The sequence below is a fragment of the Chroococcus sp. FPU101 genome, assembly GCF_017312365.1.
Classification (GTDB): Bacteria; Cyanobacteriota; Cyanobacteriia; order Cyanobacteriales; family Microcystaceae; genus Chroococcus.
On record NZ_BLJI01000048.1, the window covers coordinates 1 to 21,558 of the forward strand.

Here is a 21,558-nt window from a genome sequence, read left to right on the forward strand (position 1 = left end):
ATGCCAGCATTGATATTTCCCTGTTTTAGGGTCAATGGTAAGGTCATTTCCTCCACAGACCGGGCAGATGTAACGGTTTTTGCGATTCGTGGGTTCTAGAGAGGCAATGTGATCTAGGATCTTGAATTTTTTTTCAGTTATTGTAATCATTAGTTTTTACTTTTGGATGTCCGAGGCTTTACTACCTCGGCTTTTTCTTTGGTTGTTACTCGACTCTAGTGGATATACTAGCACTACTAGCAGTTTGTTTAGTATTAGATTTATGCCAACATATATGTAGAAGGCAAAGAGATAAAGATCTATGGCTGTAACGATGAGAACAGAGAAAACTACTGATAGGCGTGAGCAGATAAAAAATAAGGCTGCTCAAGCAGCAGCCAAGGCATTAAGAATATATGAAGGAGAATCAAAAACAGAGAGATTTTCAATAAAGATGACTCCGACTGCTAAACAAGGACTAGAAGATTTGGCGGATTCTCTCGGTCTATCAATGGCAGAATTAGTTGAACAGATTGGTAGAGGAAAACTTCGCGTTGAATCCGTTGAGGATTCAATTGCTTAATATGTAACAGTCAGAACTTGATCTGGATCTGTAAGTTATGAAAAATCTGACAATATTTAACTGTCAGACGAGTCAAAACTTTTACACCTAAGCCCACTTCACTTTACATCCTTTTCAAACGAGCAAGGAGAGATTTTGTTCGAGTAATTGCTTTAGGTGTATTAACTCCCGTGATGTAAGAGAAGGAAGCAATTTCTTGATCTTGGTCAAAGCTTTAAAAGAGTCGCTCCCCGTTTCAGATTGCCACCAGTTTTTGGCATCGACTGTTTTTTCTTCAGGGTACATTTCGTTGTAATCTTTATCTCCTATCTTTTCTGAATTTCCTAGTACCTTGTGAAAAGCTTTTCGCTTTGTGGGATCGCCATAACGGCGTTCATGGGTGATCGCTATATTTCTGAAGTAGTGAGGATTCGTCTTACGTGGCTCAATTCCTTTAAATAAGGGATGTTCTTGTTCGGCCAAGGCGGCTGAAGCCGTATAGACAGAGCTTCTGACGATTGAGAACAAGTCTCCAGCCTTGATGGGTAAGCCGAAAGTCTCGAATATGTTGGAGCCAGTAGAAACAAAAAGAAAATTCTCTCGAAAATTTCGGCGAGCTTGCACTTGAGTTTCATAGTTACGTAGCCCAGATTGATAACGCTTTTCTAGTTGAGCGGCTTTTTCTGTGTTTCCCGCTTTTAAAATTTCCTCTTTTTGCTGTTGGAGATGTGATAGATATTGTTCTAACTCCATTTGATTCTTATATTCCCGACGACCGATAAAGCCTAACCAGTTATCTAAATTTTCGGTAGCGATGCGAAATTTTGGAAGCCAGACATCGATCCATTGGTCAAGATCAGCGACCACAATCGGAGGGAGTAAATCCGATAACATGAAACACCGTTCATCGCCTGTTTTGTTGTCTTCTGGTTGAAGAGATACACAATATCCGTCTCGATTTCGGTGTAACGTTCTTCCCAGTTCAAATTCTCTCAATTCTCGTTGTCGGACTGGACAGTATGTAAGGATAGCCACCAACAAATAACGTTGCCAAGCTCGAGCGAGTGCCATCTCAGAACGTGGAGACCCGTAGGAATCTTTAGGAGCGCAACAGCGTCGAAGGTAGAGAACGATTTCTTGACATTGAGCGAAAGTCATTTCTTTTTCCGTCCGCTTAGAACGTTTAGCCGCTTGTTTCTGCTCTTCATACCGCTTGGCTAATCGATTATTGATCATCCGAATTTCTTCGATGATGGGAATATCCCGATATTGAGGACGTTTTGATTCGTGACAGAACTGCCACTTAGCGATATTTAGAGCCAGATCGCAAATCCCCATCGCCCAACCACAGGTGTTCCCGCGAGTGTTAATTCCCCAACTGATGTATTGCTCAATCACTCGAACATCTGCTAATTTTTTGATTTCTAAGACATCAAGTGTCTCTCCTTGAATATTTTTTAACCAACCTAATACGCCAAGAACCCGTTGCCGATGGTTTTGAAAGGTTTTCTCCCGCATTTTCTGATCTTGACGTGCTGGAACATATTCTCCGCAACAAAAAAGATGTAAATTCGCTAATTCTTGACATAATTGCGGGGTTAACTCTGATTCTTTGAGAGCATATTGTGTTTTTTGATAGTTGGCTCGACCTTGATTAGCTTTCTTTATGTTTTTTTGATAACGTGTTTTCGGAGCATACTTACCATTGTTATTACTTTTTTCTTCCTCTTTTTGTTGTTGCTCTAACAACCATGTCTGGAATTGCAGCAGAGCGGGTCGATAAGTCGTTCTCTCCACGTGCCGAGCGAGTAGCCCTTGGCTAACTAAAGCCTGACAAGATTCACTTAAAATTTTCAGAGGATTAGCTAAAAGAAAACTTTCAACGGTGACTTCTTCTAGGCAGAATTCTAGCTTTTCTCTTTCCAAATCGCCAGCAGAAAATGAATAATTTGGTAAATTTGGTAAAATATATTTCCGAAGCGCAGTTTTAAGATTAGGCAGTTTTTTACTAAGAGAAGGAACTTGACCACTATGGCTAAATAAATTTAGCGCATCTAGCAGGTTATTAAGAAGCATTATCATCTCCTTACTGTGAGACTAAAACGTTATTCAGGATATTTCTAATTCTAAATAAACTGATTGTGTTTGTCCATGACTTGCGGCTCGCAGGGTTTACACAATCACTATTTAATGTATTGCTTTCTTGCTTCAATGTGTTTATTAATCAGCAATAAACAATATATTTATTAGGAGCGTAGGAAAAATTTTTCCTACGCTCCTACGCTCCTACGCTCCTCTAAAAGAAGATAAAGATTGTTTAAATTTTCAAAAAATAAACATATAAATCATCAATCGTAGATTAAATTTCTAGCTAATTAATCTGTATTTCTTATAAAATTATTGTAGTCAAAAAAATATTATTATTTTTTAAAATTAGTTAAATTTACTTTTCCCTAATCCGATTTTTTTGTTAGGATAAAAAAAATTAATAGCTAATATGGACGTTGTGTAGCAAACGGACAAAAAATAACGCTGTGCGTATAATATATGTTGTACGCTTAAATTAATTGAACGAGAGCGTATAATCAGGGCAAAATCCTTAAATTATCTAGTCAAAAACTTGACGTATAACAAAAGTGCTTCCAAAAAATTAGAAGCCGAACTCGACAAACTTAAAAGACGACAAAGTTTACTCTGTCTTGATTAAAGCACTTTGGAGTAGATGCTAATTATACGCATAGCGTTAGTTTCGTCCATCTGCTACATAATGTCCGCGTAGAACAATTAATAAGTCTCAATCCCAATAAACTGCCATTTATTTGAAGGGACTGAGGGCTATGAGTATTAGACAACAAGCTTTTTAGCTCGCTTGTCACCCCGTCAGGCCGTTAAGTCTCGTAGTGGCTCTTTCTGACGACGTGTCATTTTCTCTCTTTCACAATTATTGGCTATATTCATGTTACTTACCTACTACTATACTTTCTTAAGCAAACAGGCGGTCTACATACATGTTGTGACCTGCAAATCTAGAAAGTAAAAAAGTATCCATCTAATAACTGGTTATGCTACACCAGTAATCTTTAAATAAGATTTAGTTCCAGAGTGAGATCTCAAAAAAATACGGGAATAATGAGGATGAACGAAAAGTGATGAAATGGCTCGTTTTTTCTCAAAGGAGTATAGATTATGTGGGGCAAAATCTTTCTAGGTGGAGTTGGTGCTGTTTTAGGTGGGCCAATTGGAGCGGGCATAGGTGCTGCTATTGGTCATAAGCTTTTTGATTCATCTGAGCAAAGTATACAAACTAGCAACAGTAGTTCAAGTGATGAACTTTTTGATGAAGATACTATTACTGATGAAGATACTATTGCTATAGCTCACTTTGTCTGTTTCTTTGCAACTTTAGCGAAGTTAGCAAAAGCTGATGGTCGTGTAACCAAAGATGAAATAATGGCAATAGAGTCACTGATGGCAGAAATGAATCTTGACAGTGAAACAAGAAACCTAGCAATCGAGATCTTCAAAGAAGCTAAAGATAACGATACTCACATCAGTGAGTATTTGGAACAGTTCGCAGCACTTACTCAGTACGACCAAGATAGGGCAACCTTTCTCATGCTCAGCCTTTGCTCTGTAGCTGCCGCCGATGGTGATGTTTCAGTTCAAGAACGTGAGATGTTACGAGTTGCAGAACAATCTCTTCGGTTAAAATCAGGAACGACTGATATGTACTTGGGCAAGGAGATGAGCTTACAGGAAGCGTATAATCTCCTTGAATGCACGGCCAATATGACGGATTCAGAGGTTAAGCGTTTGTACCGCAAAAAGTGCATGGACTTTCATCCTGATAGATTAGCCAGTCAAGGTTTACCACCAGAATTTACAAAATTTGCTAATGAGCAGATGGTGAAAGTTCATGAAGCCTATGAAGTAATCTGCCGTATGCGAAGTTGCGAATATGTAAAATAACAATCTCAAGGCACACCGACCGCCGACAGATTATTTGATAGAAGCAAAGTTAATTGGCGGCGAGTGAGGGAGTAACAAGTAGTGGAACCTAATTTGGAACTGTCCTCATCCATTTTGAGGACGTAAAAGCTATAAAATCTGCAAAAACTGCAATATGGCTTTCTAAGCGAAGCTAAAATTAGCGTTGTGCTTTTTATTCCAAGTTACCTTGCTAGTGGGCAAAGCTCCTAATTTAGTTTGGTTTCTGGTACTTACCGACTAAACTTCACTTTTTGTACCTTTAAAAGGCTGTTTTGTTGTCAAAATCAGATTCATACTGGTGTCGGAACTTGGCTTTAGTGGATAACACTTTTCCTTCAAAAATTGCTGTATTTTGTGATTTTAATCACAAGGTGGCTTGCCGTCAATCACTACTATCTATGAAAAAACATAATAAAATTAAAAAAATTAGAAGAAGGAATTTTTTCAAAATGTCAGAGAAACCCAAGTCGAAACCAGAGTGTCCTATTCCTAAAGAAATGAGAGAAACCATCAAAGAAACTGCTGAAGTAGTTGACAAGCATAAACAAGTAATTAGGAAAATAAGCCCATTTCATCTATAATTTTGAGCGAATTGACGTGAAGCTTGGGTCATGTTGCTAAGCTGTGAAAAATCTCAAGTTTAAACTCATATTTTCTGCCAAACAAACTAATGCTCTTATCGTGCATTTGAATCGTTAAATTCAGTTTTTAGTGCATCTGCTCATAGTCTGAATAAGGCGTTTTTTTCATCTATTGGGAAGTAGGCTTAGGAATAAAGGCTTCAAATTCCTGCTCCGAATTTGACTGGAATTAAGCCTGGATTACGTCAAGTGGAATTAAGGTAACAAATCGGTTTTCAGATTGGCTAACAATTCATATGTAGACGTATATTCGTTCGGCAAAACTGGAACCGAACCTACAGTCAGAAAACTGCAACCATTGGTTGCAGAAATTGGCTCTCCTCACAACCTCGTCATCATGGAAAAGTGTCAAGCTCTACACTGTCTTTCCACTTAGTTTAGATATTGTCATTTAATGAAAATTACAATTAGCGGCGACTTGAAAATTCAGCCGCTTTGTCGAGACGAAGCGGGCTTCATGGTTAAGTTTTCTGGCTTTCTAGGTTTCTGTAAAGCCAAAGCTTCCTCCATTGTTCCAAAATCTCCTACATAGAGGGGCAGTTGCACCTTTTCACCCTTATAAAACTGGCGCACCAAACTCATTACTTCACTGGCAATTTGTTGATTGAATTTGAAAGTTTCCCAAAACTCCTGGTCATGCTCGATCACCTGCAACTTGACTTCACCTAGCTGGTCAAAAAAGCGTGAAAAGATAAAAGAACGCTGTTCTTCTCCAATAGACATCAAAACCATTAAGGAGTCATCGTTATTGTTAGATTGAATGTCCAAAACTTGGGTTTTCATAATTTTCTGGCATAAATGCCCTGAAGCGTCCAGTATTTTAAAAATTCCTCTTGTTCCATTTTATACCTTGTCCCATCCCAGGGATCTCGAATTGAAAGAAAGCCATCTTCATCCCAACCATCTACAACCACTAAATGACCCAAACGCGCCATCGGTTCTCGGAGTTCGGCGATAAATATGCCTGTTGAGACTAAGGCAGAAAGTAACTCAGTATCACTGGCTCCAGGAAGTGCTAATCCTCCTCCAACCCATTGCCTGCCTCCCCTCGAATCGAGTCTTGAGAGGGTTCTTGCCAAATTAGAAACGGAAACAGGTGTTCCAGTTTCTTGTGCAATTAAAGTCTGAGTGATCTTGTCGATTCCTAATTCCTTTAGTACCATCTCAGCACAAGCAGGGCCACAACTCAAAGGGTTTTGCTGTGGAACAACATCTAAGGAGGTTACTTCATCAATAACTGGCCAATTCCCCCCAGCACCAGAGAGAAACGGAATGGAATCATCTTCTTTCAATCGTTTACTAATAAAGGAGGTCTGTCATTCCCCCTCAAGCTCCTCTCTCTAATCAATTTTAAGAGAACACCGTCCCTCTACGCCTCAAATCTGGGATTACTGAGCCAGATGACCGCCACTAGCTGTTTATTTGATTCCTTTCGTAATGCCCCGACTAAAATCGAAATCTGTAGTTGTCTCTTAAAGCGGCTACAGGAGCGTAAGACATTAGAGTTAAAAGATAATAGAAGTGAAGAAGAGAGGGAATTAATCATGAACTTATCACCCGCTTATTTACAGCAACGTGAAGTCTGGAAAGAAGAAGGACAAGGCTTGCTGATCGAAAAACTCCTAGAAGGGCGATTCGGCACCTTAGATGAGGAATTAAAGAGTTTGATTCCTCAGATCATGCAGCTTGACTTATCTGAGCGCACGAAATTACTGCTCCAGATCGCGAACCTGTCCCGCTCAGAATTAATAGCTAGACTTTCGGAGTCATTGAACTGAAATCGTCTCGTTCTACTTCAACCTAAGTGAGAAGGTTGCACAAGTCAATGAATTCCACTACACAAGAGTAGGCTGGCTGCTCTCGTTATTAAAAACTAAGGGCGGAGCGTGAGTGAGATCACTTTCTATTTTTAGGAAACCTGATAAGATAGGACTGCTGGAAAGCCAAAAAGTCAAAGCATGGTTACTAAAAAAGAAGCGAACGAGTTCGCCCAAAAGTATAACTGGACAATTAAGGATGCAGAAAGAGCTTACGCTAACATCACTCTTGAAAACGCAACCGAGCAAGAGCTAATCACTGCTTTGCTCGCCTTCGCAGGCCCAGAACTTCTAGAACGCCAGCGATTGCAAGCCGCTCAAAAAGCCCAAGTCACTAAGAAAAAGAATTACATCGAGAAAATCGAAGCCGACTTTGCCAGCAAGATCGAGGAAGCAGATCGCCAAGTTAGCGAGTTACGCAGTACCTTTCTTCCTCTTATTGCCAAGCTCTACAATTTCGCTAAACCGTTCGGGCTTAAAGATCCTTGGATTGAAGCCTTGCTCGTAACCTACAACAATTTTTTAAGCAATCAAAACGACGAAGTTGCCTAGAATTGTCGAATTCCAAATCGGCTCATGCACCCTGAAAAAGAAAATTTTCTACCATGCAGACTACCACCCGCGCCCAACTCAAAGGATACGGACTTAGTAATTATCTAGCTACCGCGCTCACCAAAAGCCTGAAAAGCGTTAGAAAAGAGAGAAATACCCATCACTACGCCATTAACGAAGTCATCATCAACGTCAGAGCGTACAAAGAGGGCAAGCGAGTCAAATCAAAAACCCGCTTTTGCCTAAATGCCCTACTGAACACCCTTATTGAGCGTCAAGATAATTTTTACGTCATTCCCTTTAGCAACAGTACAGACAAAGAACTGGGCGAATTAGCCAAACGCGCTTATCGAACCCTTTCAAAAACCGTAAAAACACTTTCCGTCCTCAAAGCTGAGGCGGCTACTATCAAGGGGACTCAAGATGGAACAAGAAAATCTAGCCGAAAAGTTATTCAAACTCAACTCGTCAATTAACGACTGGTTGACCGATACGAAAGTGCTGGTCAATGAAATTAAAGCTCGGCAAGACCCACGCCGTCAGTTTAACCTCTGGCGTAACAGTAGCGAGGGAAAAGACTGGAAGCGACGACAGCACTCTAAGCAAGAGCGTAAATGCGCCCTCTGCGGTGATTACGTCCACATTCGCTATGCCCATATCGATCACATCAAACCGATCGCCAAATATCCGGCTCTCGCTCTTGCTCTTGATAATCTACAACTCGTTCATCCTCGGTGCAATCTCACTAAAGGGACAACTACCACATTCGCCATTGAAACTTCAACTCATTGCGCTCGCCCCCTCGAAAAGAGAGATAGCAACGATTAGGGAAATTAAGGCTCTTTCGCATTTTTCAGAGAATGATTCTGCTCAGGGGTTGAGCCAAGAGTCATGCGAACTTGGCTTCTTCAAGAGCCAACGAATTAAAACGGCAGTTCCCCTGAGATAGTTTTTTCCTCATTCTCGCTCACTGAACATACATCGTTATACGTGGGTTTTCCGACATGAGATAACATCGATAAGCTAGAAACGGCTCCTCTAACCTGAGAGGGTGACACTTCTAGGTATTTCTGTAACTCATCTAGGGTGCGGTGGCCGCTTACTTCTTGGATGACCCGCAACGGGATTCCTGCGTTGCTCATCTGGGTTAGGGCGGATCTTCGGAAGCTGTGGGTACTAACACCTTCGATGTCTAATCGCTCACAGGCTTCTCTTAAGATTCTGGCCGCCGAATCGGGGTTGATGTAACCTTTGCCATGACGACCGGGGAATAAGAACCAAGTGCGAGGGGAGGGGTAGTAGTTCATCAGAAGAGAGCGTAAGTCAGAGATAACGGGGATGGTACGGGTGGCGAGTTTCCCTTTGGTGTTTTCTTTGCGGATGATGATCTCGTCTCGCAGCACGCCTTTACGGTTGTAAACGTCGGTCAGTCTTAAGGTGACAGCTTCGTTGATGCGACAGGCGGTGTAGAGGCAGATGCCGAACAGGGCGCGGTCGCGGGGGTTGGTTAGTCCCTCGTTAAAGAGCAACTGGATTTCTTCGACACTCAGAATCTTGGCCCGTCCGTGACGGTTGATTTTCACTTTCTTACGCTTGCCCTATAGGAAAGTCTAATTTTCATTAAACATCTAGATGCTTAAACATTCAACTTTTAAGAAAGCCTTGAGTGAAGTTAGGATAAAAAAAGAGCGAAAAAATGGCTTTTGATTGGCGTTAAGCAGTAAAAAGGCAAAGAGCGTCTCAACCAATTGATTTGATTCATCCTTCAGGAGAGGGAAAAGACGATGGCTAAAATTACAATTGAAGTTCCCGACGAACTCTCATCTCAACTGGCCCAAGTTGGCGATCGCCTGCCCGAACTCCTTGCACTCAGTCTTCAACAACCGGCTATCCCTGCCCAGATTTATCGTTATATTCTTGATTTTCTAGCTTCAGAGCCGACAAAAGAAGAAATTTTAGCCTTTCGTCCGACTCCTGAAATGATTGAACGTCTCAAAATCTTAATTGCGCGTAGTAAGGCGGGTGATCTAACTCCATCGGAACAACGGGAACTTGATGAATACGAGCGCATTGAGCATCTGATGATCCTGCTCAAAGCAGGAAGTCTCCCTCACCTCACATCAGCTTCATGAGCAGTACCTATATTCCGGCGGCTCTACGTCGAGCCGTTGAAGAACGGGCTAAATCTTGTTGTGAATATTGCCTCGCTCCGACGACCCTTTCCTTTTTCCCCCATGAAATTGACCACGTTATTCCTGAAAAACATGGCGGAAAAACGGAAGAAGGTAATCTGGCCTATACGTGCTTGCGTTGTAATCGTCATAAAGGAACTGACTTGGGATCGTTTGACCCCCAAACGGGAGAATTTTGTTTTCTATTTAACCCACGAACGCAACAATGGTCTGAACACTTTTGTTTTGAAAGCCTTCAAATAATTGGACTGACACCCTTCGGGCGCACAACGGTCAAATTGCTCCAGTTAAATAGCTCGGAAAGATTAGCAGAAAGACAACGACTCAAAGAGCTTGAACAAAACATCTAAGTGTTTAAACATTCAAACATCTAGATGTTTAAATTGAAGAATCCCTAGATTTTAGCCAAGTGTCGATCAATTCTTCAACAATGCCACTCATTTCCCGCTCTTCTTGAACCGCTACTGCTTTGAGTTGTTGGTGTAGTCGCTTAGGTAGATAAAGGGTAGTCCGCACGTAATTCGGGTCAGTGCTTTTGCTGGTACGATTGGCTTGGGCTTGAGTCGGTTGAGTTTCTGTGAGGGGATTGATTCCTCCTCGTTCTAAAGCGGCACTGAACAGGTCATCAAATCGGCTCTTATCGGGTGCTTTTTTAGTCATGATAAAATTTCTCTCCCCACTTTTAGATAACAATCCCAGGCGGTTTCTGCATAAGGATCTTTAACTTGATTGACGAGTACCCCTTCTAAGGCGGCTTTTTGAAACACCGCTAACCGCCGAATTCCTGCTTGAAAAACGGGAAGTCCCGCTTTGACGAGCGTGGCTTTTGCTTCTTCTCCTGTTTTAGAGGGCGGGGGAGGAATTAAGGTCAGCAGGATGCGATAGTTGGAGGAGAGCGAGTGCAGGGCATCGACCATTTGTAAGGTAGCTCCTAATGCTAAAGCATCGGGACTGGTGGGCAGAACGAGTAAATCACAGCCCATGGCGAGGGTTTTAAGTTCTTCGAGTGCGGGCCGGGCAGGGGTGTCAATTATAAGGTTTTCATACTCTCTGGCAAATTTAACCCCTTGTTTTTCATCGACTACTTTAAAAGGTAGCTGACCTTTACTGGCCCAAAGTAAGGCACTGCGGTTTAAGTCGCCATCGACAAGCAAAGTTGGGGCTTGGGTTTGAAAGTAAGCCGCCAGGTGCAGGGCAGTGGTGGATTTTCCTACGCCTCCCTTAAACGAGGCTACGGTGACGATCATAGAAAATGTTGCTTTTCTTACAAGTTGATAATAGCAGATGTTTAAGCATCTAAACGTTTAGACATCTAAATGTTTAGATGTTTTTATTTCAGAACCTAGCTGTAATGCTGGTCATGGCTTTTTACCGAGTCAGATGAATTTAGAGGGGGTAAAACTAGCTAGCCTCTTGCGTCAACCTATGATAAACCTTCTCTAGTATCCAGTCCTTCACAGCACTACCAAACTCCTTGTCATCTATAATTTTTGCAAAAATATCTTGGTTTAAATCCATGCGCTCAATCAGCTTTGTCAAAAATATCTCCTCAAAGCCATATCTAAAATTCTGAATTGAGTTGCTTTTGGCTTGCTGTGATAATACTTGATCCTGAACCAATGCTTCCTCAATTTGGCTAAAAAAGTATTTATCTGCTTCAGTAAAATCGGTGCGAAATCTTTGGTTGAGGATGTCGATAATTTCTGAGAGTTTAGCTTGTGTCTCTTTTTCTCTAGGTATGCCAGCTTCAGTTATTGGTTGCAGATGTGATTCTGCATTTTTTTCTAAAACAATTCGACCTTCTCGGATTTTTTGTAATCGATAATATTCCAGTGCAACTTTATCAGTCAGTTTAAATACATCGCTTTGGCTGCGTTTTGGTAACTTAGTTTGCAGCAGACGAGCAAAAGCATAGAATTTCTCTAGTTCTTCATCTGCAAAGGGCATAATCTGTGCCAAGAAAGCATATAATCTGATAAATGCAGTTAGACTATTTTTAAACTCATCTTGCTCTTCTTCGCTCAATCCTTTAAAACGATCTATAGCAGGATCTACTAGGGAATGAAGTCGGCTATGATCTCGTTGATTTATCTTCTCCTGAGATTTAAAAAATACCTGTGCGAAAGCATCTACCTCGCTAGGCCAGATAATTTGGTAGCCATCTAACCTATTTTTTAAGTCATATAGTCGGTTAGGATCTGTGGTCGATGCTAGTGTGGTTTGTTCATAATAAGGTTGGAAAGCATCAATAATTTCTTGCTCTTCATTAGCAAAATCTAAAACAAAAGTATCTTCTTTTCCTGAACAAGTGCGATTCAAGCGGGATAAAGTTTGTACGGCTTTGACTCCAGAAAGTTTTTTATCCACGTACATAGTATGTAACAATGGCTGGTCGAAACCAGTTTGATACTTGTCTGCTACAATCAAAAGTTGATATTCACCAGTTTCAAACTTTTCGGGTAATTCCCGTTCACCAAAGCCGTTGATATCATATTCAGTGTATTTAATAGCCGTTTCTCTATCGGTAAAACTGGTAAAAGCTACCAATGCTTTGATATCAACGTAACCTTGTTTTTTTAAATAGTTGTCAAATTCTTCTTTATAGCGCACTACGTGAGGGCGAGAAGCAGTCACTACCATTGCCTTGGCTTTTCCACCAATTTTGTGCATGACACATTGACGAAAATGTTCGATAATCACTTCAGTTTTCTGAGCTAAGTTATGGGGGTGCAGCGATAAAAACCGGGCTATAGCTCGACTTGCTTTCTTTGTATTAATTTTAGGGTCATCGGCGATCGCTTTAGAAATTTGGAAGTAAGTTTTATAGGTTGTGTAATTTTGCAACACATCCATAATGAAACCTTCTTCAATTGCTTGGCGCATGGAATACAGATGAAAGGGTTCTGGATGTCCTTGAGCGTTCATGTGGCCAAAATCTTCCAGCGTTTTTTGTTTGGGTGTGGCGGTGAAAGCAAAGAAGCTTAAGTTTGGTTGTTTACCACGAATACGCATCTCTTTGCGGATATTGTCTTCAATATCATCTTCTTCCTCAGTCATGCTTTCTTCTTTAACTGAACGGCTGAGGTCATTAATAGAAAGGATTTCTTTCATTTTCTTGGATGTTTCACCGCTTTGAGAACTGTGGGCTTCATCCACAATTAGGGCGTAATTGCGTTTTGGTAGTTGGGCAATGTTATTTTTTTCCAAGATTTCCTGAATCTTATCTAAGACAAAGGGAAATTTTTGCAAGGTAGTAATAATGATATTAGTGCCAGAAACCAAAGCTTCAGCTAGTTGTGTAGAGTTTTTATCAATTTTTTGCACAACACCTTGCTTATGCTCAAATTGATAAATTGTGTCTTGCAGTTGCTGGTCTAGTACCCTTCTATCAGTGATGACGATGACTAAATCAAAAACTCGCTCATCATGGTTGTTGTATAAACTAGCAAGTTGATATGCTAACCAGGCAATAGAGTTACTTTTGCCACTACCAGCAGAATGCTGAATTAGGTAATCGTGTCCTGGCCCCTTAACTTTTGCATCTGCGGTTAGTTTGCGAACAACATCCAATTGGTGAAACCGAGGAAAGATGAGGGTTTCTTTTTTAGCGGATTTCCCATTAAGTTTTATGTTTTCTTGCTCTAGATGCAAAAAACGACCCACAATGTCTAGCCAACTGTCTTTCGCCCAGATATCTTCCCAAAGATAGGCAGTTTTGGTGCCGTTGGGGTTGGGTGGGTTGCCTGCACCTTTGTTGTAGCCTTTGTTGAAGGGTAAGAAACGGGTGTTACTGCCATCAATGCGGGTAGTCATCCAGACTTCATCTGGGTCTACGGCAAAATGTACCAAAGCACGGCGTTTGAATTGAAATAACAAATCTCGGTGATCCCGGTCTTGCATATACTGGCGTTTGGCTTTATCTACATCTTGTCCAGTAAACTGGTTTTTTAGTTCTACGGTGGCGACTGGCAAGCCATTTATACTTAACAATAAATCTATTGAATTTTCATGTTGAAGGCTGTAGCGCACCTGACGAGTTACAGTGAGGATATTTTGGTCATAAAGTGCTAAAGTATCAGGATTGAGACCACTGGCGGGTTTGAAAAATGCCAGTTTGAAGCGTACACTGTAGTCAGTGATGCCATAGCGCAGTACGTCTAGCATCCCCCGTAACTCTAATTCTGCATAGAGCCTTTGAATGAACTTTGGCTCTACAGCCAAGCCGTGAATTTCTGAAAGCTTTTGCCATGCTTCTGGCTGAGAAGTTTGAATGAAGTGGAAAATGGTGGCTTTATTAAATGCTAACTCGCGGCTAAAGTTGGCAGCATCGTCTAATTGATAGCCACCATTGTGAATCAGGGAGTTAACGATCTCAAGTTCAAAAGCTTGTTCTGTCGTTTGGCTGGTCATTGCGCTGAACTCCCCTTACTTTTTATTTCCTCTATGAAATACTGGTAAGCTGCTTCGCGGAATATGTAAATCAGTCGTTCACGGTCATTGTCAGGAAGGTTTTCTTTCAAACTACCATCTACACCATAACAAGAACAAATAAAATTAAAGTCTTCTAGTTGACTAAATTTAGTTATGTCTTCAATAATATTCGGTAGCTTATCTTCTATCAAAGTAAGTGTATCGGGATCAAAATATCGAACGTCGGGTTTAGTGTGCGGATTAAAGCTTCTGCCCTGAAAGTGAGGCTTTCCTTCTCTTGAAGGCCAATGGATGCCAAAAAATTCTGAAGTTCCAGATTTATAAATTTTAGCAATTTGAATAGCTCCATCTACGGTTCTAATATCTTTATCTCTGGACATTGCTATTAGAACTTGTAGCGGTTCCATGTCCATTTTGTCATCTTGCTTATCATTATCATAGACTAATTGTTTATAATTTTTTGATGCAATATCAGCTAGATCAGTTGGGTCGCTTAAAAAAGTGTAAATACGATTTTTATTTGGTTCATCCGTACATTCTATGAATACAAATCCTTCAGCATCTTTCGAGTAATAAATTTGCCAGATACGAAAACGGCTTTCTACCCAACTCCAACCACCAAAAAGGAATTTAGCTCCAGCTCTCAGTTCATGAATATCTAGCCCAGAAATTTCGTTAATGATGGTGGATACTAATGAAGTAAACATAGAAGAAAGATCAATTAATACCTCTTCAACATCAGTACGCGAACTTTGCAAACGCCTACTTAGCTTGATAGAAGAAATTAGATTCAAGATTAACGGATAAGCCCGACCTGTCTCACCAGCAAAGCAAATTAAACAATCTGTTCTGGGTAATTCAAATAATTTAATGCCTTGATTCCATTTTTCTCCCCCAGTTAAGGAACTATCAGTTGCAAATACTAGCTCCTCAACATTATTTTTTTGCCGAATCCAGGCAACACAAAGAGTCATACAGCCACCTCCTCTCTGACATCTATTTTGCCTGTTACTGCGGCTGTAATTAGAGTTTGACGATATTCTTGAAGCTTTTCGATTTGTTCTTTGATTCTGTCTATTACTTGATTTATAGCTGCTGACTCTGAATCCAGAAAATTAGCTATTTCAACTTGTTCTATTGCACCTTGTACGTTAGATGGAGGAATTGCTATGAACTGCTCTTTGATATTTTCAGCATGAACATTTTTGTTAGCACCACCATGTAGAGTACTAATAAGTCCTTCTTTGAAAAACTGGGAGCTAAATACGAAGCGAAGGAATTCTAAATTAACATCTTTAAATCTAAATCGAATGAGGTATGAGGCAAAAACAGAACGCTCAGGCTCCCTAACTAGACCGAACCGTCCAATAGTTCCGCTACGAGCAAAGAGAAAGTCGCCCTTTTCTACCTTGAAAGCTCGCTCATCTTTTGAAGAAATAGTTACAAATGGCATATTTTCAAAGGAAACATTAGCAGAGTCATCAATGTCAGTAATTCTGACTAATTTCACCCCTTCATCAATATATGCTTGCTCAGTGTAATAGCCCTGCTTATGTTCTTTAGTAATTCGTCTAATACGAACTATTTCCCAGTGTTCAGGAACTTTACCAATCCACGAAATACCAGAGTCTCTCATAAGGATGTTAGAGTTTAATCCTTTAGTTACAGCTTGGTTGATTAAGACTGTGCGTTTTTCTTCGAGTAGTTGGATGAGGCGTTGTTTTTTGGTGATGAGGGTGGCGAGCGCAGCAGTTTTGCGGTCTAGAAAGGAGGCGATCTCACTTTGCATATCAGGTGGAGGAATTGCTATGAACTGCTCTTTGATATTTTCAGCATGAACATTTTTGTTAGCACCACCATGTAGAGTACTAATAAGTCCTTCTTTGAAAAACTGGGAGCTAAATACGAAGCGAAGGAATTCTAAATTAACATCTTTAAATCTAAATCGAATGAGGTATGAGGCAAAAACAGAACGCTCAGGCTCCCTAACTAGACCGAACCGTCCAATAGTTCCGCTACGAGCAAAGAGAAAGTCGCCCTTTTCTACCTTGAAAGCTCGCTCATCTTTTGAAGAAATAGTTACAAATGGCATATTTTCAAAGGAAACATTAGCAGAGTCATCAATGTCAGTAATTCTGACTAATTTCACCCCTTCATCAATATATGCTTGCTCAGTGTAATAGCCCTGCTTATGTTCTTTAGTAATTCGTCTAATACGAACTATTTCCCAGTGTTCAGGAACTTTACCAAAAAATCGAATCTCAGGATTTTCTATAGCTAGGGTCATTCAATCACCTCCCCAAGCATTCCTCTGATTTCCTCTTCTAAATCCTTAATCTCCTGCTCAATCTCCTCCAACGGTCTAGGCGGCACATACTCATAAAAATGCCGCGTAAACGGGATTTCATACCCAATCCTCGTCTTACTCTCATCAACCCACGCATCCGGCACATGGGGCAATAGTTCCCGCTTCATGTACTCATCAATATCATCTTTCAACGGCACATTTTCATAGTCTCTCAAGTCTGTATCTGGTTCTGGGTTGCCATCTTTATCAGTGCAGATATTAGCAGTTTCATCCCGTTCAGCTAAAGCATTCAAAATTGCTTTTTTCACCTGGGCTGAAATTTTCAAATCAGCCGCTTTCAGTGCAGCCGTTAAATCTGTTTCAAACTCATCCCGATTTTTGTAGAGACGATTTACCAAATTCCGTAACGCTTCTTTAATAGACTCCTGTAACTGCTTCCCTTCCTCAATTTCTCGTAAAGCAACCCCACCCCGTTTTTTAGATTCAGCTAAATTCACAAAGGCGGTTTCAGTTTCTAGCTTGGCTATACGTTCATCACTCACTTGAAAATTAAGCCTTAGCGGACGTTCTACTGTTATACGCCAATAGCCAAAATCTTCGTTATCAAAAATCTTACTAACAATGACATCCTGTTCTTTGCCATCTACCTCAAGTTTGCGTTTAGCATCCTGCTGAAACTCGCCATAAATGCGGGTAATTTCTGCGATGTGATTGGGCTTGCCATCTTCACCATCCCCAATTTCATTACGCTTATTTCCCAAGCTGCGGCTCATTTTTCTGTAATCATGAATGCCATTAACAAGCTGTATCTTGCCTTTACGCTTTGGGTCTTTGCAATTGGTAACAATCCAAATATATGTATAAATTCCAGTGTTATAAAATAGTTGGTCTGGCATAGCAACGATCGCTTCTAGCATATCGTTTTCAATAATCCATTTGCGAATATCACTTTCACCACTACCCGCACTCCCAGAAAATAGCGGTGAGCCGTTGAATACAATAGCAATTCGAGAACCGCCATTATCCCGCTTCATTTTAGAAATCATGTGTTGTAGGAACAAGAAAGAACCATCAGAAATCCGAGGTAAACCTGCTCCGAATCGCCCATCAAATCCTTTCTTTTCATATTCATTTTTAATGTAGGTTTGCACCTTTTTCCATTCCACACCAAACGGAGGATTGGACAACATATAGTCAAATGTTTCGTGTGCTAACCCGTCAGTGGTGAAAGTATTGCCAAACTTAATATTGCTGATATCCTGACCTTTAATCAACATATCAGATTTACAGATTGCGTAGGATTCAGGGTTAATTTCCTGACCAAAAACCACAGGTTTGGAATCTTGGTTAAGTTCTTTAATGTACTCTTCTGCCACAGACAGCATTCCACCAGTTCCACAAGCAGGGTCGTAGATGGTTTTTACAATACCTTTTTGAGTTAGAGTATCCCTATCATTAAGAAACAGCAGGTTCACCATCAGCCGGATAACTTCACGCGGTGTAAAGTGTTCCCCCGCCGTTTCATTAGACAATTCTGAAAATTTGCGAATTAACTCTTCAAAAACATAGCCCATCTCCATGCTGTCTACTTCATCAGGATGAAGATTGATTTCAGCAAAGTTTTTGACAATTAAAAATAACAGATTTGCTTCATCTAAACGATTAATTTGGTCATTAAAGTTAAAATATTCAATTATTTCCCTGCCAGCAACAGAGAACCCATTAATAAAGTTTTTGAGATTAGCAGCTACATGATCTGGGTCTGCCTTGAGTTTTTGAAATGTAAACTGGCTAATATTGTGAAAAGTTACGCCAGCTTTTTGGTTTAGTAATGGCTCAGGATTTTTCAGATTCATGGACTTTACTTTCGTTTCGTAAAAGTCCATCACTACTGCCTTTGTTGGTTCTAAAACACAGTCCAAACGGCGCAACACCGTAAACGGCAGTATTACTTTGCCATAGTCAGCTTGCTTATAATCACCGCGTAAAAGTTCAGCAATACTCCAAATAAAACCAGCTAGCTTTCTTACTTTTTCCGTTCGGGCCATTCAAAACTCCAGGGTAGACGCATCATCTATAATTTCTTGCAGCACCTAGCACAAGCGATTTCCAATTGTCTGGTGCAAGATGTATTCCTAGTTAAATTCCACAAATAATTCTCTAACTCATCTGTCAGTGCTGCAAAGTCTTCCATTATCAAGTAAACCATTATTAAGTCAATTCTCTCCTTTATAATTCCCAGCTATAAAGTATTACTGAGCCGAGGTTGGGAAATTTATCAAGTAACAGAACGAATCAAATTCCCACCACACAACACTCCATTAGCCAAAGTATAAATTTTGTCTCCTTTAATGTCTTCAATCTTGCTTACAGTGGTGATCTGCCAGCACTCTAAAAGATAGCTATACACGTACACCGTCTGCCCTACTTCATAAATGGGTGACGAATCAGCAGAAGCCAACTCTTGCTCTAAGGGGCAATTAAATTTAGTTTCTTTCTTTATTTGGGTGGGTTGAGATGAAATTTCCCCAGTGGGTGAATTAAAAGTGACGACCTCGGTGACGACTGAGGTGATGACTGAGGTGACGACCTCAACCCCTTGCTCTGACTGGATTGGTGACGAGGTGACGACTTCGACCCCATTTTCTTGATCTTTTTTACACTCGTTTTGACATGGCTTTAAAGTTGAATTAACTGAGTCAACCGATTTCTGTGTTAAATTTTTACTGGCTTCAAACTGCTCACCTAGGCCGTCACCCCCGTCACTTTCTTGCTCTATCAAGGCTTTGAGGTCGTCACCTAGGCCGTCACTTAAGCCGTCACCTAAGCCGTCACTTTGGGCTAATACCTCATCTAAATAAGGAATTTCGCCATCATTGGCAGTTCTTAATCTTACTCCCGTAATCATGCGTCCTGTGTTCGTTCTAATTTTTTCAACTCCCCATTGCAACGTTTGCTGTAATAACTCCAGCAAGTTAGCTGAGAAATTATCTTTAGTTAGAGGCTGACGATTCGATTGACGGCAATGTAAACAGTACGAACCAAATAAAGTAGACACAGCAGCCTCATAAGGCTCGTTAGCCCATTCTCTCGCATCACTGCCAATTTGAGTTTTCGCCATCGGGTCATGAATTAACCAATCATTAACCCAACTGGCTAGACCGTCAGAGCGAATTTGTGACTCCCAAAGGGTATTGGAGATTCCACCTTTAAATTGACCCCTTAAAACCGCTTCTATCTCGCTTTCTGGAATCGATAGTAAGTACAAAGTTAAGGCAGAAAGTTCGGGTTCAAATTCTTTCTCTAAATCTCGGATTTGGGAATCAGGAATCGTTAACTTAAAAGGAATCATAATCGCCCGTCGGGTTAACCAGCGTCCTGTGCCAGCATGGAAAATCGGATTATTGCTCGTCACGGCACACATCCCCTCAAAACGGAAGTTGAAGCCATCTTGGTACAAACGACGGCCTCTGAGTAAATCCCCGCCTGTGAGTTTTTTAAAGTTAGATAATTGGCGGCCAGCACTATCTTGATCTGGAAAAACCACTAACACTTTGCCAAACAAATCAGCCAGTGCGTCTTTTTCATTTAGGGTTTCTAAATCCATCGAAAGGGTGTTCTGCTGCCCGACTAAGGCAATGAGTAAATTCATAAAAGTACTCTTACCAGTGCCTCCTATGCCGATTAAATGCAGGAATTTCTGTAAATCGGCCCGTCTTCTTAAGACGGCGGCGGCGTAACAGAGCAAAATCCGCTTATGTTGTTCGTTACCGCCTGTAGCTTCGTTTAACCAGTTATCGAGCTTCGTCCAAGTGCGATTTAAAACGTGATAAGGACGGGGTAAAACCCATGTTAAGCGATTACCAGGACAATGTTCTCTGGTTTTGCCTGTATCGAGTTCCAGAACACAATCGCTAAAGGGTAATAAGTTTTTCTGATTTCCCCAGAGGCGTAGATAAAGTTCGCGTTTTAAAAGTTCAACGATGTTGTTTAAATAGGATACGCCATAGCCACTGATCTGGTGAGCTTTTAAGAGGTAATGGACTTGGGTTGAAATATAAAGATCATCGATGGGATGCCATACGCCCATTTGTTCGAGTTCATAAGCCATCCAAGTTTTAAATTCAGCACAGTAAAGCCATTTGTCCCGATATTTCTCGGCGATTTTGGCGGCGATGAGGTCGGGTTTGGGGGGTTTACTGATGGGTAAAACTTCACTTTCGTCGTCATCGTTTTCTTCAAAGGGTTGGTTCGTCCGTTGGGCAACGGCCGTATGAATGGCCATTTCTAAACGTTTGATGAAGTCGTCAGTATTCATGTTTTGTGTTTTTCCCCAAGCGACCCAATTGGCGATATCTCCTTTATGGGGCATTTGATCCCAAATTTCAAGGGGATTAAGTAGGATGACGGGAAATTGAACTTGACTGGCGGCTTTGAGGATTTGTTGAGCTTTTTTTTCTCCCGCTTCGTCATAATCATGCCAGTAAATTAAGCCCGCGACTTCTTGATCTTTAAGTTGTTTTAATCCGAGGGCGATTTCTTCATCTGTCCAGCTTCCCCCCTGCCATGTAATGCTAACGAGTTGTAAGCTACGGGCTTCTTCGACGCATTTTTCTCCTTCTAATCCAAAGACCCATTTTCTTTGGCCGTGGGCGAGTGCTTCAGATAAACGATAGAGTGGCCAGTCTGAAGGGCCTTTTTTCCACTCGGTTGTACCATCGGGTTTAATCTGGGCTGGCCGAATGGTCTTATCATGACCTTTGGCATTTTCTAGGTTTTCCCATTCAAATCGGCTGACCCATTGGGTTTTAGAATACCAGTAACGGGTTTCTTTCGCCGTTGAAGAAACGCCTTGTTCAATGAGCCAATTGGGAAGCTTGGGGTTGGGATTGGCTTGAGGATGGTCGTTAGGCGGCTCTGGTAAGATGGCCAGTCTCATTTCGCCTTGTGGAATGGAAACAGGTTTAAATGATTTTCGAGTTTGAGAACTTCGACGTTTTCTGGTAGAATAATGTAAAGAATTGTTGGATTGTTTGACCTGCTCCCAAGGCGCAATCGCCTCACGGATCTCTCGGCACTCACAGCC

General features: G+C 41.1%; 19 protein-coding genes and 1 pseudogene. 9 read left to right on the forward strand and 11 right to left on the reverse strand.

From position 1 onward, the window contains the following. Positions 1 to 301 precede the first annotated feature (301 nt). Positions 302 to 562 carry a hypothetical protein gene (locus tag CFPU101_RS22715; RefSeq protein WP_206817837.1) on the forward strand — a complete coding sequence of 87 codons (261 nt, stop codon included), beginning with the start codon at positions 302 to 304 and terminating at the stop codon, positions 560 to 562. A gap of 114 nt (positions 563 to 676) precedes the next feature. Here CFPU101_RS22715 and CFPU101_RS22720 read toward each other — a convergent pair whose 3' ends face one another. Further along, positions 677 to 2,617, reverse strand: coding sequence for a hypothetical protein (locus CFPU101_RS22720; RefSeq protein WP_206817838.1), 1,941 nt, complete (start codon positions 2,615 to 2,617; stop codon positions 677 to 679). Between the two features lie 1,110 nt (positions 2,618 to 3,727). Between CFPU101_RS22720 and CFPU101_RS22725 the strand changes: the two genes are divergently transcribed. Then, positions 3,728 to 4,510, forward strand: coding sequence for a TerB family tellurite resistance protein (locus CFPU101_RS22725; RefSeq protein WP_206817839.1), 783 nt, complete (start codon positions 3,728 to 3,730; stop codon positions 4,508 to 4,510). 329 nt (positions 4,511 to 4,839) lie between these two features. After that, positions 4,840 to 5,112 (forward strand): hypothetical protein, encoded by a 273-nt coding sequence (locus tag CFPU101_RS22730; protein WP_206817840.1) that lies wholly within the window; start codon positions 4,840 to 4,842, stop codon positions 5,110 to 5,112. Between the two features lie 486 nt (positions 5,113 to 5,598). Here CFPU101_RS22730 and CFPU101_RS22735 read toward each other — a convergent pair whose 3' ends face one another. Beyond that, entirely contained in the window at positions 5,599 to 5,955 is a 357-nt protein-coding gene (locus CFPU101_RS22735; RefSeq protein ID WP_206817841.1) for a hypothetical protein, read from the reverse strand. After that, positions 5,952 to 6,464: a papain-like cysteine protease family protein gene (locus CFPU101_RS22740; protein WP_206817842.1), complete on the reverse strand. Its 513-nt coding sequence runs from the start codon at positions 6,462 to 6,464 to the stop codon at positions 5,952 to 5,954. Before CFPU101_RS22740 ends, CFPU101_RS22735 begins: the two co-directional genes overlap by 4 nt. Before the next feature lie 198 nt (positions 6,465 to 6,662). On the opposite strand from CFPU101_RS22740, the pseudogene CFPU101_RS22745 reads away from it, so the two are divergent. From CFPU101_RS22745 to CFPU101_RS22760, 4 genes and pseudogenes are all read left to right on the forward strand, one after another. After that, a pseudogene (locus CFPU101_RS22745) lies at positions 6,663 to 6,950 on the forward strand (hypothetical protein); the annotation flags it as partial. A 180-nt stretch (positions 6,951 to 7,130) separates the two neighbouring features. Next, positions 7,131 to 7,541, forward strand: coding sequence for a hypothetical protein (locus CFPU101_RS22750; RefSeq protein WP_206817843.1), 411 nt, complete (start codon positions 7,131 to 7,133; stop codon positions 7,539 to 7,541). A 53-nt stretch (positions 7,542 to 7,594) separates the two neighbouring features. Continuing rightward, positions 7,595 to 8,017 carry a hypothetical protein gene (locus tag CFPU101_RS22755; RefSeq protein WP_206817845.1) on the forward strand — a complete coding sequence of 141 codons (423 nt, stop codon included), beginning with the start codon at positions 7,595 to 7,597 and terminating at the stop codon, positions 8,015 to 8,017. Further along, positions 7,965 to 8,369 carry an HNH endonuclease signature motif containing protein gene (locus CFPU101_RS22760; RefSeq protein ID WP_206817847.1) on the forward strand — a complete coding sequence of 135 codons (405 nt, stop codon included), beginning with the start codon at positions 7,965 to 7,967 and terminating at the stop codon, positions 8,367 to 8,369. The genes CFPU101_RS22755 and CFPU101_RS22760 overlap by 53 nt, the downstream gene beginning before the upstream one ends. 95 nt (positions 8,370 to 8,464) lie before the next feature. Here the strand turns inward: CFPU101_RS22760 and CFPU101_RS22765 are convergent, their stop codons facing one another. Further along, positions 8,465 to 9,124, reverse strand: a complete 660-nt coding sequence (locus CFPU101_RS22765) for a site-specific integrase (protein ID WP_206817848.1) — start codon at positions 9,122 to 9,124, stop codon at positions 8,465 to 8,467. A gap of 201 nt (positions 9,125 to 9,325) precedes the next feature. On the opposite strand from CFPU101_RS22765, the gene CFPU101_RS22770 reads away from it, so the two are divergent. Next, positions 9,326 to 9,673 (forward strand): hypothetical protein, encoded by a 348-nt coding sequence (locus tag CFPU101_RS22770; protein ID WP_206817849.1) that lies wholly within the window; start codon positions 9,326 to 9,328, stop codon positions 9,671 to 9,673. After that, complete coding sequence (locus CFPU101_RS22775; protein WP_206817850.1) at positions 9,670 to 10,083, forward strand: HNH endonuclease; 414 nt, start codon at positions 9,670 to 9,672, stop codon at positions 10,081 to 10,083. The genes CFPU101_RS22770 and CFPU101_RS22775 overlap by 4 nt, the downstream gene beginning before the upstream one ends. A gap of 28 nt (positions 10,084 to 10,111) precedes the next feature. Here the strand turns inward: CFPU101_RS22775 and CFPU101_RS22780 are convergent, their stop codons facing one another. The 7 genes from CFPU101_RS22780 to CFPU101_RS22810 all read right to left on the reverse strand — a co-directional run. Continuing rightward, complete coding sequence (locus CFPU101_RS22780) at positions 10,112 to 10,393, reverse strand: CopG family transcriptional regulator (RefSeq protein ID WP_206817851.1); 282 nt, start codon at positions 10,391 to 10,393, stop codon at positions 10,112 to 10,114. Beyond that, positions 10,390 to 10,980: a ParA family protein gene (locus CFPU101_RS22785; RefSeq protein WP_206817852.1), complete on the reverse strand. Its 591-nt coding sequence runs from the start codon at positions 10,978 to 10,980 to the stop codon at positions 10,390 to 10,392. Before CFPU101_RS22785 ends, CFPU101_RS22780 begins: the two co-directional genes overlap by 4 nt. Before the next feature lie 154 nt (positions 10,981 to 11,134). Next, positions 11,135 to 14,143, reverse strand: a complete 3,009-nt coding sequence (locus tag CFPU101_RS22790; RefSeq protein WP_206817853.1) for a type I restriction endonuclease subunit R — start codon at positions 14,141 to 14,143, stop codon at positions 11,135 to 11,137. Then, positions 14,140 to 15,138: a hypothetical protein gene (locus CFPU101_RS22795; protein WP_206817854.1), complete on the reverse strand. Its 999-nt coding sequence runs from the start codon at positions 15,136 to 15,138 to the stop codon at positions 14,140 to 14,142. The genes CFPU101_RS22790 and CFPU101_RS22795 overlap by 4 nt, the downstream gene beginning before the upstream one ends. Then, positions 15,135 to 16,451, reverse strand: a complete 1,317-nt coding sequence (locus CFPU101_RS22800) for a restriction endonuclease subunit S (RefSeq protein ID WP_206817855.1) — start codon at positions 16,449 to 16,451, stop codon at positions 15,135 to 15,137. The genes CFPU101_RS22795 and CFPU101_RS22800 overlap by 4 nt, the downstream gene beginning before the upstream one ends. Next, positions 16,448 to 18,520, reverse strand: coding sequence for a class I SAM-dependent DNA methyltransferase (locus tag CFPU101_RS22805; protein WP_206817857.1), 2,073 nt, complete (start codon positions 18,518 to 18,520; stop codon positions 16,448 to 16,450). Before CFPU101_RS22805 ends, CFPU101_RS22800 begins: the two co-directional genes overlap by 4 nt. A 230-nt stretch (positions 18,521 to 18,750) precedes the next feature. Continuing rightward, on the reverse strand, positions 18,751 to 21,558 hold a 2,808-nt coding region (locus CFPU101_RS22810), incomplete at its 5' end, for a DUF5906 domain-containing protein (RefSeq protein ID WP_206817859.1).